The sequence below is a fragment of the Rouxiella sp. T17 genome (assembly GCF_036663475.1).
Lineage (GTDB): Bacteria > Pseudomonadota > Gammaproteobacteria > Enterobacterales > Enterobacteriaceae > Rouxiella.
This window is the reverse complement of record NZ_JAWUEA010000024.1, coordinates 22,103-47,935: the sequence shown is the minus strand read 5'-3', so window position 1 is coordinate 47,935 and position 25,833 is coordinate 22,103. Positions and strand designations below refer to the sequence as shown.

The following is a 25,833-nucleotide window of genomic DNA, read 5'->3' as shown; positions in this document are numbered from 1 at the left end:
ACTAGGCTGCTTATTAATTTACTCAAAGTGGATGAACAACTTCTACTTCATGTTCATGCTGGAAAACATATGGATCTGACAATAAGCGAAATTTATCATCGTCGAGATAGGTGACAGCCACATGGTAGTCGTTACGCGCGAAAGCTTTAACCGCCTCAATATCTTCCCAATATGTTGCAAGGAAAAAATGTTCCCAGCTTCTTTGAGTAACTCTTTTTACAAAAGCACCTTTGTTACCCTCGATCCCCTGAGAATGTCTCACATCAGTTAAATCAAGATGTGTAGCAAAACCCTCAGCGTGTTCAAGCAGTACACATCCATGCCATGTCCTTACAATCATTGTTCTTCTCCAGCGAAAGTTGGACTAATAACTTAACTGAAAAAGACAAGGTCGATCAAAACACATCCGTGAATCCACCATGATCGGGGAAGACCCATTTTTAACTCTAAAATATATAGCGGCTACTTTCATAACATTTGGTAAAAGTGATGCTGCTTTCATAATACGTCCCTTTGACTTGTACGCTATTCGTACATAAATGGAAAAAGGCGAAGAAAGTTTCACTAATATTTATGAAAGTGACCGCTTAACTCACGGTTTTTATGAAAGCAACCGCCTTTCCCGCAAACATTTATGAAAGTGACCGCTTTCAAGAAGGCGCTAATCCAAGCTTTGGTGAACGGGTATGGATTATGAACATGATCTCTCTCCCCTTTTTTGTCTCTGTGTAGTCTATGTATCCTATTTTCTTCAAATCAGTCATAGCCCTGCGGATCGTAGCGTTCTGGTCTTTTACCTGTGATTCCATCGCAAGACGCTCCCTGAGACGTTTCATTGAAACAAATAACGTAGATGGTGGCATGCTCTCAAAGTACACATACAGGGACTGGGCAGCTTCTTTACGGGATAACTCAGAAAGGGCTTTTAACCCAAGCAAAACCTTGTGGTCGTATCTGTAAAGCTCCCAAAGGCTTGGATCTCCGACAATTTCAACCAGATCTGCGTCCATATCTAATACCGCACGTTGAACCAGATGCGTCACCAGGGAGCGTTTGCCGTCCTTGCTACGAAACGCCAGTGTTACACTTGATAAGTTGAACAGAGAGTCGCTGAGACGCGTTCTAGCCCGTCCGTTGATATCTGTAGGCTTCAAACCACACATACGTGCAAACTCAGAGAACGGTAAAGTTATCTTTTCACTAGAATAACCGTATTTTGAAAAGGCAGAGATTATCCCTATCCACGTTTTAAAATCAGTGGACATACCAAGCTTTGCGCCCTGAATCTTGATATTTGTATACCCTTCCTGTCTGGCGACTTCTAAGCTGGAAAGTTCCTCTGACGCATCAATCAGAAATTCCCGCTTCCCCTTTTCCTTGGGTGAAACAGGGGTAAACACGCTTAGTCTGAGCAGAGCAACCGGCTGAACTGTTTTACTGCTGTTTGGAGTCAGTTCATAAGCTGTGCCTGAATCTTTCTTGATTATCGCGAATGGACTTTCTGGTGGATTGATATCATTAAAGTTTTCCATTTATCCACACCGTATTTAAAATTTGAGGACTGTTTATGAAAGTAACCGCCTAAGGGTTATGAAAATAACCGCCTTTATTATGAAAGTAAACGCTAAATTTATGAAAGTGACCGCTTTTTTTATGAAAGTGACCGCTCAAAGTGCAGATTTAATTAATGTTTTCAATAGAATACGAGGCTGGTGATCTTTTTTTCTTTAATATGATCTGATTATGATCTTAAGAATTATAATATTAGGTGTATATGTGGATAACTTATTGATACTGAAGAAGCTGGCAGGATCCAGTATTCATGGCAGATTACACTATCGGGACTGTCTGTCCTTCAATCACCATCTTTCGTTATTGTAACGCCCAAAATTCTCACTATTGGCATAACAGAAACCGTCGATATCAGGAAACAAAGTTAACTAGCGTACATCAAAGTTATCTTCAAGGAGCCTTAAGCAGACGCTTTTCATTTCAGGAGTAAGACTAATGGTCAGAAATGCACCCTTCTCTTTTTCAAATACCACACTGCTCATAAGATCACTACAAACAGTGCCATACAAAAATTGGGAACTTTGAGCAGCGATTCTTTTTGTCACCACGAGCGGTTACCAGACAATGGGTAACGATGACAATCCCTCTTTATCTACACAGCTTGTGCCAAATATTTCGTTGCACACTCTTTCTTCCGGGCGTCCTTCAAGACCAAGAATAGTATTCGAATGCCATCCTAATAAAATGCCCGTTTGGTCAGTTTTGGACCTGCATTCGAACCATAAAGCCACCAACATATTTCTTGATACATCGATCAGCCTTGTTGCAGCACCATGATGCTGAAGCTTTGCCAGTAACTTAAAGTCACTCAACTTTCTACCGTTCTCATAGCCATAACCCTGATGGCAAGCGATGGGCAGCAGTTCTCTTTCATAATCACGCATTGTTTACTCAGAAGGCGTATCTTCCCAGCGTCTTTCTTTCAAGAGACGCCGATATGCGGAACTGTGTATTGGCTAGCGTACATCGCCCTGCCCTCTCCACATGTATATGCTTCGTCTGTCACCCGAATGACCCTCAATGATTTTAAGAATTTGGTTAAATTTATCGGGTACGTATATTTCACCAAACAACGCAGTCTGAGTTTTATGCACTTTATTAACCGTTATTACAATTCTAAAAAGCAATCAACTTAATATTAAAATGATTGTATTTAACGTGTTGAATATGATGGCGTTGAATCAGGCACTAATCCTTCTTCCCTCCTATCATTGCGCCTTCATTTAGTACGTGTCTGATACCTATGTTGATCAGAGCTGCGCGAGAAAGCCCCAAGTCTTCTGCTTTTTGATCTAATTGGTCAAGGATATCTGGGGTAATAGTCAACGTGATTTGTTGTTTTTTCCCTTTGATGACCCCTTTCTTTTTAGTTGACTGGCTATCTGGAGCACCCTCAATAAAAGCATCTAATTTTGCATTGGCTTCATCTGTTTTTCTTGGTGGTTTAGTAATTGCCATTTCATATCACCTTAATATTAATATGACTTATTATTGATTGCTAAATAGGATGTTTATGAGGGTGGTAAGTTCCAGATTGGCTTTAACATCTTGAGGCTTATATTCAAAGACGCACTGACCAGAACCCGCAGCATTGGAGAATGCTTTACGGCCAACAATGTGATCAGGGATAAATTCAAGCTCCGGGTAATCGGTAAAGATGGCGGCGGCTTCTCTGTTATCTATTGAGTTACGATTTGCATCTGCAACGTTAATGATTGAGTAAGCTTTCAAGCCGTCACGCACACTACGAGCTTCTGTTATTAGGTCTGAAATGTCCTGCAAAGCCCATACATCAAAACTGCCAGGCCGGTAAGGAACCAACAGAACATCCGTTAAAACTAGTGCTGCACGCAATGCGGTTGAGTCCCTGCCGCCGGCATCAATTATGACATCATCATATTTTGCTTGTTGCTGCATAAGCTGTGAGCGCAGGATTGGACCATCTGCATAAGCTGAGCATGCTATACCTGGTTGGATTTCATTTTGTGCTCTTATGCTGATTGCTGTTTGTGCTGTCTCCTGACGGTCAGCATCGATAAGTAAAACATCCCGGCCTTGCATGGCTCTGGCGGCTGCAATATTTACAGCAAGAGTTGTCTTACCCACTCCGCCTTTAGTATTCCCTACTGTTAGAATCATTTTTCACCCTCATTTTAATATTAAAATGCTGTGTTTATAATGTGCATATAGTAGCAAAAAACCTTTACTGTTAACCAGCTTTTTTGCATACCTTTCATGCAAAATGATGTTTCTTTAATATTAAATTGATAGTTATATGATTGGGTATTTATTGTGTTGTGATAAGGGGGTAAGTGTGTTGGAAATCTGTTGGTTTGAAGCCCTGCAAGGGTTAATCGCTTTGGGTACAAGATGCTTTGCACGCTATAGCCTTATATTGAGGGGTTGGGGAATTTCATTCCTCCGGAACTAGTTATTGCGTCCGTGGATAACGTGTCAGGGTAAGCTCTTCTTGGTCAGCCCTAAAAATACACCTAGTCGGTTTTTTGCTGTATGTGTGTATCACTGCTAAAAGGCGAATCCGCCCCCTCTGGAAAAGTACTTAATAAACATTGAACCAGTTGGGCAAGGAGATTTGAAAAAGGCAGTATGCTGAATAAGTTGATAAACACACTTTTAAGTTTTTATAAAATTATCATGATTGTTTTTTAATATTAAAACAATGTCTTTCTAATTGTTTTTTGAGTTATTTACCGTATAGGTGCTCCTGGTAAATCCTACCATCTGGTCATGTAAGGAGGGGGGAGAGCATCTCCCGCTTCATCTTCTAGCCTTTATCAATGTCCCGTCCTGCAAATCAGACTTTTCCAAGCCCTGCAGTGTTAATCCTGTCGATGGCATGCATTAGCGTGTCGCTATTAGGGCGGGGTGGCGTTTCGTCCAACACGTCTATCTTTCCGGGTTCATTACAAAAATCGTTCAGCATGATCCCCGCTTTCTGAAAACGGTAACCCTCCCGCCAGATGCTATCTAATGCTCTTATCGCTGCAGCCACAATATCGCAGGTGTTCTGCGTGCCAGTCGTCTGGTGGGCGTCGTTCCCGTACTGCGGCTTGTTGGCGTAGGGACTGGTTCGCAAAAGCGAACTCACTGGCCTGCAACAACCCCGTAGGCCGTTGTTGGGGCAACTTTGCTACATCTGTATCGGGTGGCCGTGCGCCGGCATCGAGATAGCGTGACGGTGATCGTCAGTCACGAGCAGGGCAATCCGTGTTTCATTTTTACAGCATTTCGCTGCTACAGGGCGAGAATTGTGATTTGCAATGGCCATTCAATATGACGCTTTCCCTATTCGAAAATATTGAAGCCGTGATGACCCTTACAGGGTGGCCAACAATTTGACCCGAGTAGAATTTTTGCGAGAACAGGGGCAGAGTCGTGACTATCTGGTTACCTATAATACGCTCGCAGAAAATCCTTAATCCGTTGTAAAAAATCATTTAAATATTGTGCGCGATTGCAATGGGTATGTGTAATGGCGCGTAATAGTACTATCGAAAGTGCATTTGGGGCCCAGTAGCGGCAGCAGGACAGATTGAAAACTTATGCTTCAAATCATTCCGAGTCTGCTTAGATAAATCGCGCCACTGATTGAAACGCTAATACCCTCATGTTTAAAGCTCAAGAAATTGAATAATGTGCAGCTTCTGCACTTTTGAATATATATCTATTAAGTATCAACAATGTTGAAACTGTCATATCTTTAAGGTAAAGTATCATCATTGTTGATACGCCGGAGGTGGGATATGGCTCAGGTCACAGTAAAGAAATGGGGCAATAGCCCTTCAGTTCGTTTACCTATTGCCATTATGCAAGCGGCAGCGCTCAGCGTTGATGACACTGTTGATATTCAAGTGGAGGATGGGCGAATTGTGATAGTACCGGTACGCGCTAAAGAATACTCTCTGGATTCACTTTTAGCCGGTGTTACCGCTGATAATGTTCATGATGAAATAGATTTTGGCGCACCTGTTGGCCGAGAGGTTCTGTAAGATGGTAAAAGGCTATACACCTGACGCTGGCGATATAGTGTGGCTCGATTTCGATCCCCAGGCTGGACATGAGCAGGCAGGTCATCGCCCCGCAGTTGTACTCAGTCCCGCCACCTATAATGGTCGCATAGGATTAATGTTGTGCTGCCCTATGACAACCAAGATAAAAGGCTATCCCTTTGAAGTGATTATTCAGGGAAAGAGAGAAAGCGCTGTTTTGTCCGATCAGGTTAAAAGTCTGGACTGGCGCGAAAGAAACGCCAGCAAAAAAGGTGCGGTAAGTGCTATTGAACTTGCTGAAATACGGGCAAAAGCCAAAGCACTAATCGGAACATGAATAAAAAAAGGAGCCGAAAGGCTCCTTTTTCTTATTCATGTATTCGCCAGTACCCATGCAATATTCATCACGATTGTCCGCATGGTCGGCCATTAAAAACTCAAAATAACACAACAGCCTAACGTCAACGACCTGGACGTCGCCCTTTGGGGCGCTATCACTGATGCCTCCGGGCATACGCCCTTCGCGCTTCGCTTGACCTCCGCCCGATGGGCTGCGCGCTGCGCTTGCCCTTTTCTGACGCCTTCCCTTTCCTGCCGTTGAACTTGTCGGGCAAATTCCGCCGGGCCTTGAAGGGATACCAAGCCTGTGCGCCCTGACAAGGACCGCCAGCGGCTGAAAGGCGGCACCCGGTCTTTCCGTCATGCTTCCTTCAAGCTGCGGCCTTGCCTTTCTCCCTGTCATTGCGCCCGGTCGGCGAGGTTTCCCAGTCCATCGGCGGAACACGCCCTCACAAGCGCAAAAGGAAAGGAAATGGCGTCAGAAGATGTTTTACAGGCACGGGTCAGACAATCCGACAAACTGAGCAAATACATTACCCTCAGTACGGCTCATATGACTCAGGCAGATAGTGTGCTTTTAAAGAAACTGAGTCGTCCCTATCGCGATCGTCATGATGAATCAAAGTGGATTGATGAAGCGTGGGTATTTGATACGCAGTATGGCTTTATCCTGCAACTTTCCCAGCGCGATAAACGTCTTGCAACACTGCGTGATGAAGGGGGGTCAGCCACACTTTGCGAGCTGCTTGAAGCACTCACAAAAGACACCGGTATCTCTTTTGTTCTTTTTGATCGCGATGAAGAATTGATGAAACACCTTCTAGCGTTCGCCTGGTAATTTTCCACGGCTGTACTGTCAGCCGTATTTCAACAAACAGGGGTAAAGGTTATGTCCCGTTTAGTTTCCGGTTTTCGCTCAGTCAATATGATCCGTAAAGAGCGCGCGCTCACCAACGACGAAATTTTCCGTCACGTTCCGAGCATTTTTTCAGACGACAAGCACGATTCGCGCAGCGAACGCTATACCTACGTGCGACACGTATAAGTGTCTATTTTATTGAAACAATAGAGCTTTGGCTCTGATTATCATTGTCCAGTCATTGCTACCAAGCGATGGAAGCGGACTCGCTGCACGACCAGCGGTAGCCTAAGAAGACATGCATTGATGGTAACAACATTGTGTGGAGCTCTTCTGACAATGTAGCCCCTGAATTACAGGCGTTGTTTTGCTGCGAGGCAGAAAACGGAAACTCGGAGCAGTACCGGGTCGAGGCGCTAGGCTGGCTGGCATGGGCAACATATGTGAACTGCTGATAAATATCGTTAAGCGCAAATGCCAAAACTGCTGACAGGCATAGACCAAAAGGTAAGAGAGCGGTTATCTCGCTGTAAGTTCGGGATACGTCGTCAACGCCTCTCCGGTAGATAGGCAGGCCCTAACCCAGTCGTGTGATAAGCAGAGAACGTGGTAAGCCCGTATTACCGCCGCAAGGCAGGCAAACCGTAAGGAATGTTGTTGGTGGTGCGGGTAAAGGATTGTGGAAAAAGCGAATGCAGTTCTGTAATGGAACTGACAGGAATTGCGCTAAAAGCAACATTATTCCGCGCGAAAGCGAGCTGACTTCCACATGGTCTTTCTTCACAAGAAAATTTGAAAAATCTTACCTAAGGAGATAACAGCAGATGACAACGCAGCGGTTTTGCGCGGGTGCAATCTCCCACAACGCGAGACATTGGCACAATATTGATTGGGCAAAATGTCATCGGGAAGTGCGTAGACTACAGATGCGTATTGTGAAGGCAACACGGGAAGGCAGATACGGCAAAGTTAAAGCTTTGCAGTGGATTCTGACCCACTCGTTTTACAGCAAGGCAATTGCCGTTAAACGGGTTACTGAGAACCGAGGTAAGAGAACGCCAGGTGTAGATAAGGTTACATGGTCTACACCGGACGCCAAATCACAAGCCATGATGTCGTTGAAAAGACGAGGATATAAAGCACAACCATTAAGGCGTGTTTATATTCCCAAATCCAATGGTAAGCAGCGACCGCTGGGTATTCCTACAATGAAAGACAGGGCTATGCAGGCTCTCTATCTGCTCGCCCTCGAACCTGTAGCAGAGACAACAGCGGATCGACATTCATTTGGATTCAGACCAGCAAGATCCACTGCCGATGCTATCGAGAAATGCTTTACAGCACTGTCACCGAAGCGGGCAGCAGTATGGGTTCTTGAAGGTGATATCAAAGGCTGTTTCGACAATATCAGCCATAGCTGGCTATTGGATAATGTACTGACAGATCGTCAGATCATGAACCAATGGCTAACAGCCGGATATTTTGAAAAACAACAACTTTTCCCCACTCACTCAGGAACGCCACAAGGAGGGATCATTTCTCCTGTTCTGGCAAATATAGCTCTGGATGGTATCCAGGCTGCCCTGAGTGATGTTGCTAAAAGGCGCTGGAATAACGGAAAGTCTTTCTGCCCTAAAATCAACTTCGTACGATATGCAGATGACTTTATTGTAACAGGCTCAACCAAAGAGCAACTGGAACATCAAGTTTTGCCAGTGATCACGGAATTTATGGAAAAGCGAGGGTTAACGCTGTCGCCAGAAAAGACCAAGATCACGCATATAGATGAAGGTTTCGATTTCCTCGGGCAAAACATTCGGAAGTATAACGGAAAGCTTCTTATTAAACCGTCTACTACGAATGTTAAGGCGTTTCTGGACAAGGTCAGAGCAACGATCAAAGGAAACTGGATGCTGCGTCAGGACAAACTGATAGGGCTTCTCAATCCGATGATTACTGGCTGGGCAAATTTCCATCGCCACGTTGTATCTTCTGCGACATTTAGTCGTGTGGACTATGAGATTTGGTTGTCTTTATGGCAATGGTCTACCCGCAGGCACAAACATAAAGGGAGAGTTTGGATCAAACGACGTTATTTCCACACTGTGGGCAATCGAAATTGGGTATTTGCGGCTTATTCAGGGAATAGATCTCCTGATGAAACGCCGAAGCTTATGACTCTTCGTAGAGCATTCGATACCAAAATCGAAAGACACCGGCAAATAAAAGTAGATGCAAACCCGTTCGATCCTCAGTGGGAAACGTATTTTGAGGCCAGAATTAATCTCAAGATGCAAAACACACTGAAAGGTAGAAATAAACTCATCAACTTGTGGTTGCAACAAGGACGACGCTGTCCATGCTGCAAAGAACTGATTACGTCGGAGTCTGGGTGGCATGTCCACCATATTGTCCGACGAGTCGATGGTGGGAATGACGGGCAAGCAAATTTGGTCATGCTACATCCTAACTGTCATGCACGGGTTCATTCTCTCGGACTTGCAGTAGTGAAACCGGTTCCTGCAAAGGGACTTTGAAAGGCTTGAGCCGTATGCGGGGAAACTCGCACGTACGGTTCTTAGGGGGGGATGGGTCAGTAATGGCCTGTTCCTACCCGACATCCCGACAATCACCCTTCTGGACAAGCTGCGCGCCGAAGGCTTTGAACCGTTCTTTGCCTGTCAGACACGCGTGCGCGACGAAGGCCGCATTGGTCATGCGAAACACATGCTCAGGCTTCGTCGACACGGCGAGATCATGGGCGCAGAGGTCCCCGAAATCATTCTGTTAAACAGTCATGACGGGTCAAGCAGCTATCAGATGATCCCGGCGTCTTCCGCTTCGTTTGCCATAACGGCATGGTGTGCGGTGACACGTTCGGTGAAATTCGTGTGCCACACAAGGGCGACATAGTCGGGCAGGTCATCGAGGGGGCATTCGAGGTACTTGGCCGTTTCGACGACGTCACCGCATCGCGCGAAGAAATGAAAGCGATACAGCTAAATCGCGACGAACAACGCATCTTTGCAGAAACGGCGCTTGAATACCGCTATGAAAATCAGCATAACCCGCTGACGCCGGAGAAGGTGCTACAGAGCCGCCGCCGCGAAGACGACAGCAACGATATCTGGACGGTCTATCAGCGCACGCAGGAAAATCTGATTAAGGGGGGCGTGTATGGCATCAACGCAAAGGGGAACCGTGTCAAAACGCGCGGTATCAACGGCATTGACGGCGACATCAAGACAAACCGCGCCCTGTGGTCACTGGCTGAAAAAATGAAGGAACTGAAATCCTAATCACAACCTGCAAAGGTGGCCGACTGTGCCACCTTTTTTTGCTTCTGTGTACGCGTTACTTTCCGCACGGCCTCGAGCCATGCAAAAAGTCATGAACGGCCGGCATCTATCCAACCTTGGCCGTTCTGTTACAGATCTCTTAACTCACTTTTGTTTCTTGCGACGGTTGCGCGCCTGAATTGCTGTTCGAAGTTGAGCGCGAGGGTTTTCTGCTTCGCGTCGTTTTCCCTGCGTTCTTTTTCAATATTTCCGCAATGGCCTTTTCGCTTACCTGTATGTCCAACCCTTCCAGTGCTTTCTTGATATCGGCAGCACCGTACCCTTTTTGAGTCGACAGATTCACAATGTCATCACTCAATGAGGTCAGCATTTCCTCACGTGTAATTCTGTTCGGTGTCAAATCGGGGAGATCGGCCAGCGACAATTTCGCGTTATCAATCTGGTCCTGCGTGAAAAACTTTTTATTCGACATGTTTTCGGGTTTCCTTCCTGAGAAATTTCTAAAAGTATACCAGCTACAAACACCTCGTCACCCCCCTAACCTCCATTCCCTTCGTCGCCATGACAAATCGATGCGGGTACGGTATAATCCAGTTCACAGTAGTAAAGTACAGGACAGGATATACTTTGTAATACCGCCACCACGGTGGCAGCAATAAAAAGGGACCTGGTCAGGGCAGAGCCCCGACACCCCAGAATTGGTAAACCCCTAATCGAATCGAACAATCAGGCGTCGAAAAAGATGAGCAAAAGCGAAAGCAGAAATCGTACAGCCACGCTTCCTCCAGTCAGATGTCTGCCAGAAGAGCGCGACGCGATCCGGCAGAAAGCAACCGACGCCGGGCTGAGCCTGGGCGCCTTTATGCTGCGCTGCGCGATGTCCCGCAAGATAGTGCCGCAGACCGACCATAAGCTAATTATGGAACTTTCCCGACTGGGCGGTCTGCAAAAACACCTGTTCACCCAGGGCAAGGGGATCGGCAGCAAGGAGTATTCCGAGGTGCTGCAGGAACTGAAAAAAGCCATTTTACGCATCGACCAGAGATTCGATTAGTGAACATCATCATCCCACCGAAACGTCGCGACGGTCGCTCCAGTTTTGTGCAGCTGGTCGGCTACGTTTCCGTGCGTGATGATATTTCCCTGAAAGACGAAATCAAGGAAGACCAACGTTTCAAACGTCCGGCACGGGCACGCGGCAAGGTGTTCGAACGCCTGGTCGAGTACATGAACCGCACCGAAAACCTGGCCGAGTCCCAGCTTGTTTCCGTTGACGCACGAGGCGAATCTCGCGTGTCGGTGGACGGCGTTGTCAGCCAGCACAACCTGCTTTCCTTTGAGAGCGCGGCGTCCGAAATGAGTGGCGTGTCCAAGCAGAACGACCGCATCAAGGACCCGGTTTATCACTTCATCCTGAGCTGGCAGGAAGACGAAAATCCCACTGACGATCAGATCTTCAAGTCGGCGCGGTATGCCCTGCGCCGTATGGGTATGCAGCTTCATCAATACATGGCCTCGATTCACCGCGATACCGACAACGTGCACGTTCACGTTGTCGCAAATCGTGTAAACCCCCTAACGTTTAAAGCCGTTTCTGTTCATGGTGATGCCGACAGGATGCAGCGCATTTGCCGTGAGTTGGAACTCAAATTTAACTTCAAGGTTGATAATGGTAGCTGGGTTCGCGATGCCGATAATCAGATTGTGCGCGCCAAGCGCGGCTACAAGAAGGCCCCGCGCGGCGCTGCAACACTGGAACATTTCGGCGATCGTGAAAGCCTGTACACCTACGCGGTGACGCACTGTCGCAAGGACATCAATGCGATGTTCCGTGACAAGTCGGCGACGTGGGAACGTATGCACGACGTGTTCGATAGTGCCGGCCTCAAACTTGAACGACGCGGCGAGGGCATGATTGTGCGTGACAGGTTCAACCCCGGACAGACGCCGATTAAAGCCTCGCGCCTGCACACCGGCATGACGCTTTCTCGTCTTGAGCCAAAGGTTGGGGCCTTCACGCCGTCGCCTGTTAACGATGCCCCTATACTAGACAAACCCGTGCACACGGCCTACAACGATCAACTGCACATGCGTGACCAAGGCGCACGGCAGGCACGCCGCATTGCCCGTGCCGAGGCGCGTCAAAAGCTGAAAGACGATTACCAAACCTATCGCAAGTCCTGGGTTAAACCGGACCTGCGCATGGCCGCGCGTTTCCGTGATATTGCCGATACGTTCCGCGTACAGAAGGAGCGGATACGGTATGGCGAGGGCGACCCGCACATGCGCAAGCTGATGTATAACGTGGTGGAATTCGAGCGGGAAAAATCGATGGCGGGGCTGCGTATTCAGCTCAAAGCCGAACGCGAGCAGCTGCGTGAAGAAGGGAGGTTCCGACCGATGTCCTATCGCGTCTGGACCGAGCAGGAAGCGCTGAAAGGAAGCCAGGCGGCGGTGAGCCAGCTACGCGGCTGGGCCTATCGAGAAGGGCGCAAAAATCGTTATCCTTCCCGGACGGAAAACGTTATTCATTGTGCCCCGGCAGACGATACCCCGCTCCTAAAAGCCGACGGATTCACTGTCCGACTTCACCGCGATGGCGCGGCGGTTTATAGTCGTCAAGGCCGAGATTCCATTATTGACCGTGGTAATTCTATCGAAGTTTACCACCCGTATGATGGGCGTGCCGTCAACACACTGACTGCAGTCAATATGATGCAATGGAAGTCGGGCGAGCACGGTAAATTCGACGGCAATGGTCTGTTTGTTGCGATAGCCGTCGGTGCCGTTGCTGAACATAATCTCTATCAGGAACGTAAGATCTGTGTAAGCGATGCTTATCAACGTGGTGATGTCGAGAAAGAGATCAATAATATTCAATCACGCAAGGTGTCGAATGCGTATTACGAAGATCTTGCCCAGGCGCGTTACGAGCAGCGCCTGCGTGAAGAAAAACGCCATGATGACGACGACAATTATCGGGCCAATAACAGCAGCACGTTCAAACCTTAACGTGCTGGTTCTGTCGCATTAACGACACCAGGTCAGTAAAAATTGAATTGCCTGTTTTTTAGGCAGTCAGCAGATAAAACTGTTCTGCCGGAGATAATCCGTCCCCGGACGGATACTGATATTGCCCTTTGCGTATCATGTGAACCAGCTCAATACCGGCCAGAATCGTCTGTGCCCGCCTGAACGATTTGAATCCCGTCATCAGTTTTATCCGGCGTTTGATATTACGGTGATCCTGCTCAACCCGGTTGTTCAGGTACTTACTTTGTCTGACCGTAATGCATCATCTGCTGATTTACCGGCGTTGAGTGTGGCCAGCGCGGCCGTATTTGCGCCGCTTTTATCGAGGGTTACCATCTCCGGTTCACCATGGTGGCGGATGGCTTTGCGGTAGAAACGCAGGGCAGCGGCAGCGGCAGCATCACGCTTCGCCGTCAGCAGGAAATCTATTGTCTGACCTTCAGTATCGACCGCCCGCTACAGATATTTCCACCGGCCTCTGACTTTGATGTAGGTTTCATCCATTCGCCACCGGCGACCCACGGCACGTTTATGCCTGCGGAACGCCCTGTCCAGCCGGGGCACCATGCGGATAACCCAGCGGTGAAGCGGGGAATGGTCAAAAATAATGCCCCGCTCGGCCATCATCTCCTCCATATTTCGCAGGCTGAGGGAATAAGTCATGTACCAGCGGACGCAATGGGCGATAACATCGGCGGGATAATGCAGGCGTTTAAAGGCTTTTCGGATCAGGGACATGGTCAGGCAACATTACAAAAAAACAGCATGTTACCTGACACTTCCTTAATGCACAGAACCCGAATTATCTCCGGCAGAACAGTTTTATCTGCTGGCTGCCTGAAAAACAGGCAATTCAATTTTTACTGACCTGGTGTCGTTAATGCGACAGAACCATTCATAACTGCTATTCAGCTCGCGAACTACTAGGGTGGTTACAACGGGAAATCATAGGAGGCATAGATTATTTACAATAATGCGCATATTTGAAATGGCCTGGTTCATGAGGCACGGAAACGTCTAGGAAATCCGAGTCTATTCAAAGCCTTCAAAATCCTGTCTCGCAGATACCATGCTACCTCCCTTTGAATGGCGGTATCTATTCAATTGCGCTATTAACAGACAGGATTATGTAAATGTCATCGCCCAAGTTATTATTCCTGCCACTATAGTTGTGAAGGTTAGTGCAACGAGAAAAATAGCATCAATCACTTGTTCTAAAAAATGACGACGTCGTATTCTAGGAGTTCGTAGATGCCAGTAGGAAAGGATGGTTGAAAGCAAATATAAAATTGCGTTGGCAGCAAGTAGGTCGTCACCAAGGGAGTCCTCTTTACGGAGTGTAGTGATAACCTGAAAAATTCCTATTACCGTAATACAAACTCCAACCATGGCGGCGGAAGTTGTAAAAATATGAACGCAAATATCTTCATCCAATTTATTGCTTATTTTTTCTTCCAATTTAGCCTCCGGTATGTGATCAATCCATTTGTCTTTAATTTAGAAATTAGAGTTTACGGTCAATGTGAAATAGGAGGTTATCACCAGTGCGTAATGAGGGATGCTGCAATCTGCTTATTTCGCTCATTCATTGACTCAGGGCTCCCCGTTAAGTGGATCACCACAATACGCGAAGGTTTACCGTAGCGATGATATTCCGGGAACCACGTTTACCTGCACCCGTCTTATCAGCAATAAACCAGCCTGCAGGAAGTGCCGAACGCAAAAGAAACTCGGCTACCTTGTCCGCTTCCATCCAGTCCATCAATTGCTTTTATGAGGTTGTCGTTAATATTTTGCCTGTTAACATGTGATGCAGCGTCTGTGCCATCATTTCAGGCTAGTCGTATCGCGTTCGTCTTCTGGCAAAGCCCCATTCAACTCCGATTCCCAGCGATCGAGGCGGGTAACCTTGTCACCATTATTGCGCAAGTAAGCCGTCAACTTTTGAGGCCCTTCCAACATGGATAGTAATAAATTGGCCGCTGTATTATCACTCATAGCTATGGCTGCATGGCTAACTCGCCCACAGTCATACCGTCAGCAAGGTGTTGTTCAGTTACAAGTAAATACTCAATCAAGTCGCGTTGACGATATTGTATGCGACGATTGAGCTGTTCAAGTCCAGCGTCAACACGTGACAGTGCCATGCCGCATAGTAGGACTTTATATGTACTTATTATTGGGAAACGTTCTTTCAAACGGTAGCTTTCCAATATTTTGCCACTTGGGATATCCAGTTCAGCATAGCCCATTTGTGCGCTAAGCTGAGCTTCAAACTTTTTACTTTAACTACGGTCGCATGCTCGGCAAAAGCTGGGAAACAAAATGCAGTAAAAATCTGAACGAAAATGGCGCGCCCTGCAACATTGATTGGTCGGATAAAACGATAGAAATAGAACAAACGCATGAGCAGCCGGTCATCAACAAGACCGCACACATCAAGGAAGAGGTCGTGGTTCGCAAGGATGTCAGCGACCGCGTCGAAACCATCAAAGACTCCGTTTGCCGTAAGGAGGTTGATATTGACCAAGCTGATTCGGTTGTGCTCAGAGAGTACGGACTTCAACAGATGTGCCCGCGAGCGAAAGTGTTATATCACAGGCAATGTGGCTGGTACTCCATTTGTCTCCGTACCGGTAGACAAAAAAGAAACTTTTCGTAAAAAACTGAATGATAAAGTTATCGACGTGAAGAAGAAGCTTTAAGTCGGTTTAGCCAGGTATAGATGAATGCTTAAGAAAGAAATGCCTGTCGCTGACGTGATGGGTATTTCTTTAGGTTTTATTATTCCTGCGACGAACAAAGGTATTTGATACTGAAAATACAAAGGAGTACAGGAAACTAAAAAGGACGAAGCGATGAAAGAGGAAAAGAGTGTACATCTGGTGTCGAAAAATAAGTGAACCGGTTTACTGTTGATTTTTCAGTCATGCATATGCATGCATAATATTTTCAAAAGTTTAATGCTTGTCGTCGCAGAATTTTTATAGCTACTGACCTTATTTCGCAGAGACGTACACATAATGAAGGGATTAAACCCGGATTAAGCCAAAATCAGTCGTTGGTTTTTTATTTTCCAACTCTCGTATAACAAAAGTTTGAAAAGTAAATGCAGGTAGCTCCTTGATATTTCTGACCCAAATGAGTTTGAAGCGGTCAGGAGGAATGACGGGTGCGCGCACATTGCCCGGAATATCCATAAGAATGGTGGCTTTATAGATAACATGGCAATAATTCATGGCTTCCTTAAACAGACTTGCCCCACCTACTATGACCACTTCATCCCTGGATTGTAGTCTGGCCATTTCCAATGCCGCCTCCAGAGAAGCTGCCCATTGCACGTTAGAATCGGCCAAGGGCATTGAGCTGATAACAACGATGTCTTTGGTATTTTTTCCAAAACTGAGTGATTCCCAACTTTTTCTCCCTACTATCAGGGTTTTGTTAAATATCACCGCCTTATAGCGGTTAAATTCAATTTTTGTTTTCCACGGAATGCTTTGGTTATGTCCCAACGTTCCGTCCTGCGAAATTACATAAACCATGGAAATCAGCATTTTTTCACCCTTAACAATAGAAAACTTAAGGTAAATTAATATAAAAAAACCGTTAGGGATAGTGAAATTAAATACTTCTAGTAAATTGCGCCACGTTTAACTGCAAATCTATAACGTTTTTAACGTTAATTTCTTTCTTTGCATTGCTAATGGCATAAGCTGTGGGAGAAAAGCTTCTTGTCTTAAAAATTTATGATAATGGCAATCTTAGTATATAGCTGTCTTAACCTTCCAAAATTCCAAAGGTAATATTATTTAAGGTTTTTTATTCTGCTAAACCCTTCCTTTTGACGTTAAAAGTATGTAAAAATAGTATGTACTGCTTAATTGTCAAAAGCAGCCGCATCCTCACAGTTCTAATAGTCAATCATGTAATAATAAAAATGATCGAGATAGGCAACTATCGATTTCCCCCTGGTTATTTAGCTTTACTTGGCCCGTGTAGCGGGCTTTTTTTTATTGTAGAGAATAGTCTTTATCCATTAATCATCAATTCGTTTAATGTCATTACTTTAAGGGCTATAGAAATCATGAAGGATTTGACGCATGCCTTTAATATTAACGGGCTTCTCTTGCGCAGGGAATTGGTGAAGCCGAACGCTTTATCAGAGAATCACCTTTTGAAAATATAGTAATTCATGTCACTGTTTATCCAGACACCCCAGACTTACTAAGCTAACGAATTTTGAAAGCCACACAAAGGCCTCCATCAATCAAAAAGTGTCACGTTTTGCTTGATCTCCCAAGCAGTAAAAATGCTCTTAATGAATACTTTTTCATCTACAGCTTCATTTTCTTAAAAACAATATTAAACATAATAGATAATCAAAAATGTTATAAAAGCTGAAATGAACTATATTTTTTATCATCCTCGCACGGGATGACGATATCGACAATGATTTATGGCCATTACAAAAAAATGCCATCGATAATCCAGTAACTTCGTCATTCAGTCAGTGGCGTTTTTTAATCATCATTACATCTTCTACTGCAAATCATGCCGTGCGCGGCTTTCAAGTCGGACATTTAATTCATCTCAAGTTTAGCAGCGCCGCATGGCGTAGTGGCAGCTTGTTAATTTCCAAGTGCCTCCGCGCAGGCAAAACCTCTCCTTTTACGCCTTTGCCGAGTTTTAGCCGCTAAAACTCCCGCGGTCGATTGGCGTGCATAGCTATTCACGCCCGCAAAATTCATTTGCCCGATGTTGGGCAATTTTCGGTTGAGAAAAGGCGATCTTCCAACGATTTTACGGCAAAAAAGAACTGAGGAGCGTTCGGGCAGCATAGGCAACTTATATTATGGTAAATAGGGCCATGCTGATAATGTAAATAGGTACCCATCCCGAGTCCTAAAAAAGCTCTTCCTTCCACCCTACTAGGACAGTGAGCATGGACAAAAAACAACCTGACGTTAATGCACGACGATTCAAGGACAAGGGCATTTTCGGTGAGCGTCTCTATGCCTTGAGAAAGATAAAGAAATTGAGCCAGCGGCAGCTCAGCAACGCGACGCACGTTTCCCACGTGACCATATCACAGTGGGAAAGTTCGGACAGTCATCCCAACGGAGCCCACCTGATGGCACTCTGCCTTGCGCTGGACTGTACGCCGAACTATCTCATGTACGGGATCGGTGCCGACTCCTCCAGTTCTCCAGAACAGCCCGAATCCCTGTGTATTCGGCATCCGGTTCTGAGTGGTCTTCAGGCTGCAAGATGGACTGATCTGCTTCCCGTGGCGACACCTGAAGACATTGAAGTATGGATTGAATCAGATGCGCCACTCTATGGCGACGGTTTCTGGATGCGGATAACCAATGATGCCATGGAGTCGCCTGTCGGATTAAGCATTCCCGAAGGTGCGTACGTATTATTTGATACCGCTCGGAAAGTCTTAACAGGGGATTTGGTTATTGTCGGAATGAGAGGGCACAGCGAGCCTTTATTCAGAAAACTTGTCACAGACGCGGGGACGCAATACCTGAAAGCATTGAATCCCATATGGCCCATGTCCATCCTGAATGAGCATGTTGATTCGATATGTGTGGCTGTTGAGGCCAAGATCCTCATTGTTCATGACATGACCCCAGTAAAATAGACGATGTCTAACAAATTTTGCCAAGGTAAGCCTCTTGACTGGAAGCGCTGACTGTAACGGATGTTATGGTAAATACGGGCTTTACTGATACTGTGAAAAGACATCCGCTGCGAGTCCTGAAAACTCTCTGCATTTTATTAGGACCGTGAATATGCACGAGCAAAAAAACGATGCTATCGCTCGGCTGCTTGACCCCTTCCCAAAAAAGATGCTGGGCTGCCACGTCTATTCGCTGAGGAAAGGCCGAAATCTCAGTCCGCGACAACTCGCAGGGGCCGTCAGCGGTGATCTGATCTTGATTAAGTTGAAGAATGCCAGCGAGCCGGTATTCAGGCAGCTCATCATCGATGACGATGTTAGGTATTCGAAGGCATTGAATCCCTCATGGCCGGTCTGCGTGCTCAACGCAGAAGTTGAATCAATTTGCGTGGCCATGGAGGCAAAGCTGCAGCGGATGAGGGGGAGTCGGGGGTAAAAGCACTTTGGCTGGGGCAAATTCATAGAGCACCTGCGCCGCAGTCAGTGAAATTCAAAATAGGGATGTTTTGGTAAATTGGCTCGTAAACTTGTTCAAAAGGGAAACGGCATGCCAAAGCGCGTGTTTATTGAAAGTAGTGGGATTTTCGAGAATATTGGTGCCGTGACTATGCTTATTAATGAAAAAAGTCCTATTTTCCCCCAGGCGTTAATCGACTCTATATTAGAGATGCATGATAAACGCGGCAGCTCCGATGTCACATGTCCAGAAAATGTCGAGCTGGTCACTTAGCTGCTCAAAAAATTTTTATAGCGCCTCATCCGTGACTACTGTCCGGATGTCGATGGAAAAGAAAGAAAACAGTAATGTCACAAAATAAGGCTGTATCTCAAGAAATCGGCATGGCGGTCATAATGCTGCTTGAAAAAATCGAGTTCGCAACGCAGGCACTTCTCAAGATGCAGATTGAAAAGTTGATGACAGGTAACGGTGATCGAGAAGAAGTTACGCTGACGATTTCGATGCTGAAAGAATTTGCTTAACTCTCGTTTCGAGTGGTGTTAACTAATTTTCCTTCAAGTTAATAATCAAAGGAAAGTCTGTGAGTAAGCTTCAGGGCTTTTGAACCCTGAGCCTATCAGGTGATATTAGGATACTTGCTATCAAAAAAGTCCTAAGGCCGCAAAATTATTTTTTGATATCCATCTTCGTTGTCTTGGTGTTATTTTTTATCAATCGGATCGACGGAGCCTAAATCGGTTCCCGTAACCGGATTGACTGTAGAGTCTGAGGCTGTACGCGCTGCCAGATTATCGAGATTGGCCTGCTGCTCCGAAGAAAGTGTAACGCTGGCCAAGCCGTCACCGCCGTCGACGGCCGGAGTTGGGTCAGTTACATAAGTAAAGTTCTCGTCGGAATTCCAGCTGCCCCGCACTTCATCTCCTTCAGACATGTTGTAATAGACGCTCGCATATTTTTCAATGGGTGGAAGTTTGCCAGGAGGGAAATTATTGCGAATAGAATAAAGTGCTTTTTCAAATGATATCTGGTGAGCGACTTCACGCGTCATTAGAAAACCAAGCGCATCTTTTACCCCCGGGTCATCAGTGACGTTGATGAGACGTTCATAAAGAATTTTTGCTCGCGCTTCGGCGGCTATATTCGAACGCAAGTCGGCGGTGACTTCTCCGATAGTATCAACATAGGCCGCCGTCCATGGCACGCCTGCAGAATTAGTTAGCGCAGGACCTCCGCCATACAACAAAGATGTGAGGTGGCTGTCATTACCGTTGCCAGTGATTGTACGATATAAATCGCCCTCTTTTTCCGTGCCCTCCGCCAATTCACCTTTAGCGCCTTTATTGAGCATGCCAACAAGCGAACCTATAATTTCAAGATGGCTCAGTTCTTCGGTCGCAATATCCATAAGCATATCTTTACGACCGGGATCTTCATCTCCAAGTCCCTGCGTAAAGTAACGGCATGCGGCAGCCAATTCTCCCTGCGGTCCTCCAAACTGTTCCAGCAACATATTGGCAAGACCTGGATTTGGCCCTGCTACGCGTACCGTGTATTGCAGTTGTTTAACATGTCTAAACATAGCTCACTCCTAATAGAATAAAGGGTCTGTATAAACCTGTTTTAAAGGTTTTCCTCAGGCGCGAAAGCCTATTTCTTGGCTTCAACATCAGGTGCAGACGAACGCACCATGAATTGCTCTGTAACATCAGGCAGATGAGTCAATGGCCAATCGGCCATGGCTAGTTCCTATTCACGAATTTGTTCGAAATACGGGTTCCCTCAATATCACCAACCAATTCAGCGTCCGCTATAAGTTAGGTGTATCTGGCTATCTCCAAATTTTCGAATACATATGCTGATGGCCCCTTTTACTACTTCATCGTCTGCTAGCATGCCGCCCATCGCCTGACCGAATGCAGCAAGTTTTCCTACGGCATCCTTAAGTGCTGAATGAGAGGTGTCATAACGATCAATAATAGACTGGACTAAAACCTGCTGTTCTCGGGTTTCCTCGAAATGCTGCTCAATACGGGATTTAAGATTTGAATAATGTTCCAGATGGCCTGCCATTTTTTAAGCTTGCTTTCTGCCTACTTTTCCACAGTATATGCATCTTTAACCCAGGCCAAATAATTTTCTTCATGTATCATGTAGCATATCCATGCTATGGACCCCATGAATACGAATGAGAAAAATAGGGAGTAAATTTATTGATTTTGAAAAAAGCAGAACACCCTATTGAACTCAAACATGTTGTTTTTTAACTAGCAAATGCTATAGGAGCCGTTCATGCAACTTTATCGCCATTCTACGATAATTTTTAACCATTCTAGTAGACTCCTTAGTGTATGGGATCTTATACGTTTAATGCTAAGCCACAATAAGTGTAGCAAAAAAATCAGGATACTAGGAAAAAACAGATAGCCCAAAATATTTACTAGATAACAAGCTTAATTTTCTAAAAAATATTAAGTTAATAAGGTATTGCCGGAATATTTTAAGCGATTGGAGTGTCTTTATAAAGTAGAGCCTTTACAATTGAGAAGTGAAGGCGAAACCTCATTGGTCAAAGTCTATGATATTTAAAGCATTATATGTTTTGCGTTTATTTTGTAATAGTGGCCATCCAAAATTCTAGCTTCAATACCCATTTGGTCAGGATGTATCCTTTCGATTTAAATCAGTAATCCATTGAATTAAAGTGTTTTTTATAATATGGAATTTTTGATTGTGAAGTGAAGATTTACCTTACCAGTTTTTAGAATCGATTTTTCCAGTAATACCAAAAAAATATATTTGTGATAATTCCATTTGAATCTATCATTTTAATTATACGATTAAATTTTTTAATGTCGTTAGATTATGTAGGAAATAATTTTGTAAATGATGAATATATATTTGGAGAATATCATGGCTGAGCATCGTGGTGGTTCTGGTAACTTCGCTGAAGATCCTGAAAAGGCATCCGAAGCGGGAAAAAAAGGTGGGCACAATAGTGGAGGTAACTTTGCCAAAGATCACGATAAAGCATCTGAGGCAGGGAAAAAGGGAGGCGAAAATAGTCATGGCGGCGGCCGCAAGTCTAAATGAAACCCTTTTTTAGCGCATTTCAGCCTCATCATAGTCATATGTTGAGGCTTTGACGCATAATTCTCCTCACGGAAAGATATTAACTTAATCGTATGTCGTATATATTTATTTAAATTTAATACATTTTTTCTGAATATGAGTGGAGAACTTTAATCTTATTGGAACCAACCAAATGCAACGTGTCTACTTAAGACAAGGTAACGTTTAAAGTTAACGAGAAACCCAGAAAAATGTTAAACCGTTAATCACTTCTAGAGCAATTTAACGAGTGCATTGTATCCCTCGATGCAAATCAAACCCTATAAGGTGCCCAAGATTATTCACTCTTTTAATGCCGCTAACTCGGTCATATATCTTCATTACCCAGCAAATTAGCGGATCTCTCTAGTGCATGAAAAGCTGCGGCTTGCATCACCTCTATACATCCTCCTGAAAAATGCTTCTTTTCCGTGAAAATTTTACCCTACCTAGATATCAGGCAAACCGAGCTGTACCTACTGGTGTCCCTTCCTCTTTGCCGTCAGGACCGGCATAACCGCTCACAACGAGTGCGGTTTGAGTTTTAGTTTCACAGCCAGCCCCTAAGCCATTTCTGTTGCCATTTTTGCGCTGGCGGCAGTAGGTGCTAGAGTATCAGGATTCGCCCCCAACATTCCTGCCTTCGCTTTGTCATTGGAGGTTACAAACCCACTGGCCTAATAGGCCCCTCCAATTGAAGAAGCCGTTAAAGCCGTGCTAACAATCCCCCCGTACATGATTCGTTATGCTTCGCAAGCTCTTGCAAAACTCTCTTGGCTGCTTCACGTAGTCTCTTGTCCATATCTTCTCCTAATTACTTTCCTTATCGGATTGCCGCTTTGAATTCTGGGACGTCAACGTGTTCAACAAGCCATTCATCTTTATGATTTGCTGTTTTAATTCATACATATCTATAGAAACTATTTTATCCATTTTTTCATTTAATTGGCTTATCTCCAAGTCGGCTTTAACGTTAATATCAGATTCCATTTCATTTCTTATCTGGTCATTTTTTGCCTGCCTTTTTTGATTCATCATTATTGCAGGGGCGGTATAGGCTGACTGGAATGAAAGGAACAAATTTAACAGAATAAAAGGAAAGGGGTCAAAAGCAGCTTTCTTGATTAAAATATTGTATCCCGTCCAGCCAGCAATCATACCCGTTTGCGCCAGGATGAATTTCCAGGTAGCAATCCCACCCGTAATTTTCTCAGCAAGCCGATCGCCAAAGGTCGATTTACTTTCGCTATCTTTCGGATCACGGATCAGTAACTCATGCTCTTCCGTACTTTTCCCACGTAATACAGAAAGATGTTCCTTATCTTTATCATCCAGTAAATGCGCCATTTTTTCTCCTAAAAATGTCTTGTACTCATACATGATTAAATTACTGCATTAAAACGTTGTTCCAAACCAGACTACATAAAATATATCAGCTTGAAAAATAACAGTAGCCTCCCAGAGGGTTCTCACTCATTTTAAAAAATTCTAAATGTGACGGACATCAAATTATTGTTTAAAAAAAGATTTTCGGACTTATCTTGAGGCTTACCTCAACTAGCAGGCACTAAAGATATCTCTACTTTTGAAATGTGAGTTGACACCCAGTGATGTTGTAGTGGCACACTGAATTTAACCTCCTTACTACTATCAGTTTTTAAATGATTAGAGTCAGCTATTTATTAGTATTTATCATACAGCCCTTCATAGGCATTGCCTAATAGCCTCTCTGCACATTTTCATCGGTCCAAGTCTTTAGCTAATTCCGCTTCTGGCACATAACTACCATAGTGATCAGAAACGGCTATGAGCGAACAGCGGACATAGCGGCTCTTTATGAGAACTGGTTTATAGAGTATTTGATAGAGTCTGTTGTATGTTCTTGCACATAAAAACACTTAAAGGATCTTCTATATAAGGCGGGAAAGCCTCACAAACTACATATCCACACCGGCGATACAGAGCTATAGCTGGTTGCTGATGAATACCTGTTTCCAAACGTAATTGATGGCAAATATTCTCCAATGCGAGTTTTTCAAGAAATGAAACGATTTGGTCTCCAAGTTTACGTCCCCTGTATTCTGGACGAATGTAGACCCGCTTCACCTCACCAAAGCCCTCTTCCTGAAAGACTAAAGCGCCGCAACCAGCTGGGAGCCCATTATCATCTCGTGCAATAACACACCGCAGTTTTTCATCTCTTACAGTGGAAAAGTCTAGGCAGTGATTACTTTCGGCGGGATAAAGTTCACTTTGAAAAGCATCAAGTTCATTCACCAGACAATTTAACTCAGAATCGCCTTTGTTTACTTCTAAAATGTAAAACATTGGACCTCCCCGATTTCACTTTTGTCTGATAAATCTACCACAACATTTCAGTCCTTTTTAAAGCCTTCAATTAACAAATTTCTATAAGAACGAAGAGCTTTAGTGACCTATGGCATGACTGTCCGCTCTTGGCACACTGCTGACTGTCATGCCTGCTTAGAAAACAGGCTTAGCGTACAATAATTTTCGATATCCAAACTGACCCCTGTTATATCTCCTCATAAAGCTACCATCACTAGTTACAACATGCATAAGCCTGAAACCATATTTTGATTCCTTAAGCCACAGTGGACTGTCAAGCCTGCTTAAGAAACAGGCCTAACGTAGGATATTTTCCGTTTTCTAGGTGGAAATAATTGTACGTTTAGAGTCTTATTTAATTAACCGATATACCCTCATCCTCTCTCAGAACCTTCCACTAACAGTCGCCCCATTTCAAACACCGCCGCTGACCGCCAGGACTTCACCGCTTCGGCTTTCTGGCCGCTAACAAACCAGTGAACGCCATCCGTTCGGATAAGCGCAAACAGAAAGGACATATCGTAAACGTGAGCTGGGATCACGGTCCCTCACCGGCCAAAATGCCCGCCGTTATGGAATGGTTGCCGCTAGAACAAAGCCAATTCGCTACGGCAGCCATAGGTCAACATAATGCTTGGTTTTATCCTGTTTCCATGGCGTTCCTTTATGGATTCCGATGTATGAAACACTATCGATGTAGCGTGATAAGTTCCACGGCCACGGCAGCACCATGTCACTTGCCAGCGACAACGGATAATCAGTGCTGTCCAGTTCGCCCTCTTTCATCTTCTCGTAAGATTGCTCCTGGATAAGCCCCTCAAAGAAAAACTCTTGTGGGGTCATATCCGGGCGGGCATCCATTCCTTCTTCTGCTACCGCCAGCAGGAAGTCACTCTGTACTGGCCGGACGATAGCGCGAATAAGATCAGGCAGTGGCTTAACGGGCAATTTTTCAGCCACAGAAAGCAGGAGATCGAAGCGATTTTTTTATTGTCGGCAGCAGCTTTTTCTTTCTTAATTCGGTTCCAAAAGATCACAGTCCGCAGCTCTCCTAATTGGGGTCCACTTGGAAAACGGAAAATATCCTACGTTAAGCCTATTGAATAAGCAGG

At 45.1% G+C, this 25,833-nt stretch carries 26 protein-coding genes and 6 pseudogenes; 14 read left to right on the top strand and 18 right to left on the bottom strand.

Annotation, left to right across the window (positions count from 1 at the left end; genetic code table 11):
- Positions 1 to 22: 22 nt before the first annotated feature.
- The 6 genes from SC206_RS05775 to SC206_RS22060 all read right to left on the bottom strand — a co-directional run bounded on the left by SC206_RS05775 (position 23) and on the right by SC206_RS22060 (position 4,681).
- Positions 23 to 340 carry a hypothetical protein gene (locus SC206_RS05775; RefSeq protein WP_332735072.1) on the bottom strand — a complete coding sequence of 106 codons (318 nt, stop codon included), beginning with the start codon at positions 338 to 340 and terminating at the stop codon, positions 23 to 25.
- Between the two features lie 310 nt (positions 341 to 650).
- The gene (locus tag SC206_RS05770; protein WP_332735070.1) at positions 651 to 1,532 is read right to left on the bottom strand and encodes a RepB family plasmid replication initiator protein; all 882 of its coding nucleotides are present in this window, start codon (positions 1,530 to 1,532) and stop codon (positions 651 to 653) included.
- Between the two features lie 594 nt (positions 1,533 to 2,126).
- On the bottom strand, positions 2,127 to 2,456 hold the full coding sequence (locus SC206_RS05765) for an FRG domain-containing protein (protein ID WP_332735068.1): 330 nt from the start codon (positions 2,454 to 2,456) through the stop codon (positions 2,127 to 2,129).
- Between the two features lie 304 nt (positions 2,457 to 2,760).
- On the bottom strand, positions 2,761 to 3,030 hold the full coding sequence (locus SC206_RS05760) for a ribbon-helix-helix domain-containing protein (protein ID WP_332735066.1): 270 nt from the start codon (positions 3,028 to 3,030) through the stop codon (positions 2,761 to 2,763).
- Positions 3,031 to 3,060: 30 nt separating this feature from the next.
- The gene (locus SC206_RS05755; RefSeq protein WP_332735064.1) at positions 3,061 to 3,711 is read right to left on the bottom strand and encodes an AAA family ATPase; all 651 of its coding nucleotides are present in this window, start codon (positions 3,709 to 3,711) and stop codon (positions 3,061 to 3,063) included.
- Between the two features lie 676 nt (positions 3,712 to 4,387).
- Positions 4,388 to 4,681, bottom strand: coding sequence for a hypothetical protein (locus SC206_RS22060; protein ID WP_442976033.1), 294 nt, complete (start codon positions 4,679 to 4,681; stop codon positions 4,388 to 4,390).
- 655 nt (positions 4,682 to 5,336) lie between these two features.
- Between SC206_RS22060 and SC206_RS05750 the strand changes: the two genes are divergently transcribed.
- The 6 genes and pseudogenes from SC206_RS05750 to SC206_RS05725 all read left to right on the top strand — a co-directional run.
- A complete protein-coding gene (locus SC206_RS05750) occupies positions 5,337 to 5,582 on the top strand; it encodes an AbrB/MazE/SpoVT family DNA-binding domain-containing protein (RefSeq protein WP_332735062.1) in 246 nt (81 codons plus the stop codon).
- Position 5,583: 1 nt separating this feature from the next.
- Positions 5,584 to 5,919, top strand: a complete 336-nt coding sequence (mazF, locus tag SC206_RS05745) for an endoribonuclease MazF (RefSeq protein WP_332735060.1) — start codon at positions 5,584 to 5,586, stop codon at positions 5,917 to 5,919.
- 474 nt (positions 5,920 to 6,393) lie between these two features.
- Positions 6,394 to 6,759: a DUF5983 family protein gene (locus tag SC206_RS05740; protein ID WP_332735058.1), complete on the top strand. Its 366-nt coding sequence runs from the start codon at positions 6,394 to 6,396 to the stop codon at positions 6,757 to 6,759.
- Positions 6,760 to 6,810: 51 nt separating this feature from the next.
- Positions 6,811 to 6,954, top strand: a pseudogene (locus tag SC206_RS05735) (DUF932 domain-containing protein); the annotation flags it as partial.
- 650 nt (positions 6,955 to 7,604) lie between these two features.
- Positions 7,605 to 9,317: a group II intron reverse transcriptase/maturase gene (ltrA, locus tag SC206_RS05730; RefSeq protein WP_332735056.1), complete on the top strand. Its 1,713-nt coding sequence runs from the start codon at positions 7,605 to 7,607 to the stop codon at positions 9,315 to 9,317.
- An 82-nt stretch (positions 9,318 to 9,399) separates the two neighbouring features.
- Positions 9,400 to 10,079, top strand: a pseudogene (locus tag SC206_RS05725) (DUF932 domain-containing protein); the annotation flags it as partial.
- A 139-nt stretch (positions 10,080 to 10,218) separates the two neighbouring features.
- On the opposite strand, the gene SC206_RS05720 reads toward SC206_RS05725, so the two are convergent.
- The gene (locus SC206_RS05720; RefSeq protein WP_332735054.1) at positions 10,219 to 10,551 is read right to left on the bottom strand and encodes a hypothetical protein; all 333 of its coding nucleotides are present in this window, start codon (positions 10,549 to 10,551) and stop codon (positions 10,219 to 10,221) included.
- 270 nt (positions 10,552 to 10,821) lie between these two features.
- Between SC206_RS05720 and mobA the strand changes: the two genes are divergently transcribed.
- Positions 10,822 to 11,133, top strand: a complete 312-nt coding sequence (mobA, locus tag SC206_RS05715; protein WP_227956473.1) for a plasmid mobilization protein MobA — start codon at positions 10,822 to 10,824, stop codon at positions 11,131 to 11,133.
- Positions 11,133 to 13,091 carry a TraI/MobA(P) family conjugative relaxase gene (gene traI, locus SC206_RS05710; protein WP_332735049.1) on the top strand — a complete coding sequence of 653 codons (1,959 nt, stop codon included), beginning with the start codon at positions 11,133 to 11,135 and terminating at the stop codon, positions 13,089 to 13,091. Before mobA ends, traI begins: the two co-directional genes overlap by 1 nt.
- A 58-nt stretch (positions 13,092 to 13,149) precedes the next feature.
- Here traI and SC206_RS05705 read toward each other — a convergent pair.
- The 3 genes and pseudogenes from SC206_RS05705 to bla all read right to left on the bottom strand — a co-directional run bounded on the left by SC206_RS05705 (position 13,150) and on the right by bla (position 15,519).
- Positions 13,150 to 13,850, bottom strand: a pseudogene (locus tag SC206_RS05705) (IS6 family transposase).
- Positions 13,851 to 14,237: 387 nt separating this feature from the next.
- Positions 14,238 to 14,570 carry a hypothetical protein gene (locus SC206_RS05700; RefSeq protein WP_332735047.1) on the bottom strand — a complete coding sequence of 111 codons (333 nt, stop codon included), beginning with the start codon at positions 14,568 to 14,570 and terminating at the stop codon, positions 14,238 to 14,240.
- 80 nt (positions 14,571 to 14,650) lie between these two features.
- Positions 14,651 to 15,519 (bottom strand): annotated as a pseudogene (gene bla / locus SC206_RS05695) (class A beta-lactamase).
- On the opposite strand from bla, the gene SC206_RS05690 reads away from it, so the two are divergent.
- On the top strand, positions 15,412 to 15,774 hold the full coding sequence (locus SC206_RS05690; RefSeq protein ID WP_332735046.1) for a YsnF/AvaK domain-containing protein: 363 nt from the start codon (positions 15,412 to 15,414) through the stop codon (positions 15,772 to 15,774). The pseudogene bla and the gene SC206_RS05690 overlap by 108 nt on opposite strands.
- Positions 15,775 to 16,144: 370 nt before the next feature.
- Here SC206_RS05690 and SC206_RS05685 read toward each other — a convergent pair whose 3' ends face one another.
- Positions 16,145 to 16,669, bottom strand: a complete 525-nt coding sequence (locus SC206_RS05685; protein ID WP_332735045.1) for a dihydrofolate reductase — start codon at positions 16,667 to 16,669, stop codon at positions 16,145 to 16,147.
- Positions 16,670 to 18,057: 1,388 nt separating this feature from the next.
- Here SC206_RS05685 and SC206_RS05680 point away from each other — a divergent pair.
- The 4 genes from SC206_RS05680 to SC206_RS05665 all read left to right on the top strand — a co-directional run bounded on the left by SC206_RS05680 (position 18,058) and on the right by SC206_RS05665 (position 19,785).
- The gene (locus tag SC206_RS05680) at positions 18,058 to 18,765 is read left to right on the top strand and encodes a helix-turn-helix domain-containing protein (RefSeq protein WP_332735043.1); all 708 of its coding nucleotides are present in this window, start codon (positions 18,058 to 18,060) and stop codon (positions 18,763 to 18,765) included.
- A 151-nt stretch (positions 18,766 to 18,916) separates the two neighbouring features.
- Positions 18,917 to 19,240: a hypothetical protein gene (locus SC206_RS05675; protein WP_332735041.1), complete on the top strand. Its 324-nt coding sequence runs from the start codon at positions 18,917 to 18,919 to the stop codon at positions 19,238 to 19,240.
- 111 nt (positions 19,241 to 19,351) lie between these two features.
- Positions 19,352 to 19,534: a hypothetical protein gene (locus SC206_RS05670; RefSeq protein ID WP_332735039.1), complete on the top strand. Its 183-nt coding sequence runs from the start codon at positions 19,352 to 19,354 to the stop codon at positions 19,532 to 19,534.
- Positions 19,535 to 19,608: 74 nt separating this feature from the next.
- Entirely contained in the window at positions 19,609 to 19,785 is a 177-nt protein-coding gene (locus SC206_RS05665) for a hypothetical protein (protein WP_332735037.1), read from the top strand.
- Between the two features lie 179 nt (positions 19,786 to 19,964).
- Here SC206_RS05665 and SC206_RS05660 read toward each other — a convergent pair whose 3' ends face one another.
- The gene (locus tag SC206_RS05660; RefSeq protein ID WP_332735035.1) at positions 19,965 to 20,843 is read right to left on the bottom strand and encodes a manganese catalase family protein; all 879 of its coding nucleotides are present in this window, start codon (positions 20,841 to 20,843) and stop codon (positions 19,965 to 19,967) included.
- A 68-nt stretch (positions 20,844 to 20,911) separates the two neighbouring features.
- Positions 20,912 to 21,414, bottom strand: a pseudogene (locus tag SC206_RS05655) (ferritin-like domain-containing protein).
- 760 nt (positions 21,415 to 22,174) lie between these two features.
- Here SC206_RS05655 and SC206_RS05650 point away from each other — a divergent pair.
- Positions 22,175 to 22,354, top strand: coding sequence for a general stress protein (locus SC206_RS05650; protein WP_332735033.1), 180 nt, complete (start codon positions 22,175 to 22,177; stop codon positions 22,352 to 22,354).
- Between the two features lie 474 nt (positions 22,355 to 22,828).
- Here SC206_RS05650 and SC206_RS22055 read toward each other — a convergent pair.
- The 5 genes and pseudogenes from SC206_RS22055 to SC206_RS05630 all read right to left on the bottom strand — a co-directional run.
- Positions 22,829 to 22,912: pseudogene (locus SC206_RS22055) on the bottom strand (competence protein ComA); the annotation flags it as partial.
- A gap of 270 nt (positions 22,913 to 23,182) precedes the next feature.
- Positions 23,183 to 23,719 (bottom strand): DUF1003 domain-containing protein, encoded by a 537-nt coding sequence (locus SC206_RS05645; RefSeq protein WP_332735031.1) that lies wholly within the window; start codon positions 23,717 to 23,719, stop codon positions 23,183 to 23,185.
- 501 nt (positions 23,720 to 24,220) lie between these two features.
- Entirely contained in the window at positions 24,221 to 24,700 is a 480-nt protein-coding gene (locus SC206_RS05640) for a GNAT family N-acetyltransferase (protein WP_332735029.1), read from the bottom strand.
- Between the two features lie 395 nt (positions 24,701 to 25,095).
- Positions 25,096 to 25,239 carry a DUF6710 family protein gene (locus SC206_RS05635; RefSeq protein ID WP_332735178.1) on the bottom strand — a complete coding sequence of 48 codons (144 nt, stop codon included), beginning with the start codon at positions 25,237 to 25,239 and terminating at the stop codon, positions 25,096 to 25,098.
- Positions 25,240 to 25,327: 88 nt separating this feature from the next.
- Positions 25,328 to 25,681: a DUF6710 family protein gene (locus SC206_RS05630; RefSeq protein ID WP_332735026.1), complete on the bottom strand. Its 354-nt coding sequence runs from the start codon at positions 25,679 to 25,681 to the stop codon at positions 25,328 to 25,330.
- Positions 25,682 to 25,833: the final 152 nt, after the last annotated feature.

What these genes read in the sequence shown, in the direction of transcription:
- SC206_RS05685 (WP_332735045.1), bottom strand. Translation starts at nt 16,669, where the DNA reads ATGCTGATTTCCATGGTTTATGTAATTTCGCAGGACGGAACGTTGGGA.
- SC206_RS05765 (WP_332735068.1), bottom strand. Translation starts at nt 2,456, where the DNA reads ATGCGTGATTATGAAAGAGAACTGCTGCCCATCGCTTGCCATCAGGGT.
- SC206_RS05750 (WP_332735062.1), top strand. Translation starts at nt 5,337, where the DNA reads ATGGCTCAGGTCACAGTAAAGAAATGGGGCAATAGCCCTTCAGTTCGT.
- SC206_RS05775 (WP_332735072.1), bottom strand. Translation starts at nt 340, where the DNA reads ATGATTGTAAGGACATGGCATGGATGTGTACTGCTTGAACACGCTGAG.
- SC206_RS05660 (WP_332735035.1), bottom strand. Translation starts at nt 20,843, where the DNA reads ATGTTTAGACATGTTAAACAACTGCAATACACGGTACGCGTAGCAGGG.
- SC206_RS05670 (WP_332735039.1), top strand. Translation starts at nt 19,352, where the DNA reads ATGCCAAAGCGCGTGTTTATTGAAAGTAGTGGGATTTTCGAGAATATT.
- SC206_RS05675 (WP_332735041.1), top strand. Translation starts at nt 18,917, where the DNA reads ATGCACGAGCAAAAAAACGATGCTATCGCTCGGCTGCTTGACCCCTTC.
- SC206_RS05665 (WP_332735037.1), top strand. Translation starts at nt 19,609, where the DNA reads ATGTCACAAAATAAGGCTGTATCTCAAGAAATCGGCATGGCGGTCATA.
- mazF (WP_332735060.1), top strand. Translation starts at nt 5,584, where the DNA reads ATGGTAAAAGGCTATACACCTGACGCTGGCGATATAGTGTGGCTCGAT.
- SC206_RS05680 (WP_332735043.1), top strand. Translation starts at nt 18,058, where the DNA reads ATGGACAAAAAACAACCTGACGTTAATGCACGACGATTCAAGGACAAG.
- SC206_RS05645 (WP_332735031.1), bottom strand. Translation starts at nt 23,719, where the DNA reads ATGGCGCATTTACTGGATGATAAAGATAAGGAACATCTTTCTGTATTA.
- SC206_RS05650 (WP_332735033.1), top strand. Translation starts at nt 22,175, where the DNA reads ATGGCTGAGCATCGTGGTGGTTCTGGTAACTTCGCTGAAGATCCTGAA.
- ltrA (WP_332735056.1), top strand. Translation starts at nt 7,605, where the DNA reads ATGACAACGCAGCGGTTTTGCGCGGGTGCAATCTCCCACAACGCGAGA.
- SC206_RS05720 (WP_332735054.1), bottom strand. Translation starts at nt 10,551, where the DNA reads ATGTCGAATAAAAAGTTTTTCACGCAGGACCAGATTGATAACGCGAAA.
- SC206_RS05690 (WP_332735046.1), top strand. Translation starts at nt 15,412, where the DNA reads ATGCTCGGCAAAAGCTGGGAAACAAAATGCAGTAAAAATCTGAACGAA.
- mobA (WP_227956473.1), top strand. Translation starts at nt 10,822, where the DNA reads ATGAGCAAAAGCGAAAGCAGAAATCGTACAGCCACGCTTCCTCCAGTC.
- SC206_RS05740 (WP_332735058.1), top strand. Translation starts at nt 6,394, where the DNA reads ATGGCGTCAGAAGATGTTTTACAGGCACGGGTCAGACAATCCGACAAA.
- SC206_RS05770 (WP_332735070.1), bottom strand. Translation starts at nt 1,532, where the DNA reads ATGGAAAACTTTAATGATATCAATCCACCAGAAAGTCCATTCGCGATA.
- SC206_RS05640 (WP_332735029.1), bottom strand. Translation starts at nt 24,700, where the DNA reads ATGTTTTACATTTTAGAAGTAAACAAAGGCGATTCTGAGTTAAATTGT.
- SC206_RS05635 (WP_332735178.1), bottom strand. Translation starts at nt 25,239, where the DNA reads ATGTCCTTTCTGTTTGCGCTTATCCGAACGGATGGCGTTCACTGGTTT.
- SC206_RS05755 (WP_332735064.1), bottom strand. Translation starts at nt 3,711, where the DNA reads ATGATTCTAACAGTAGGGAATACTAAAGGCGGAGTGGGTAAGACAACT.
- SC206_RS05760 (WP_332735066.1), bottom strand. Translation starts at nt 3,030, where the DNA reads ATGGCAATTACTAAACCACCAAGAAAAACAGATGAAGCCAATGCAAAA.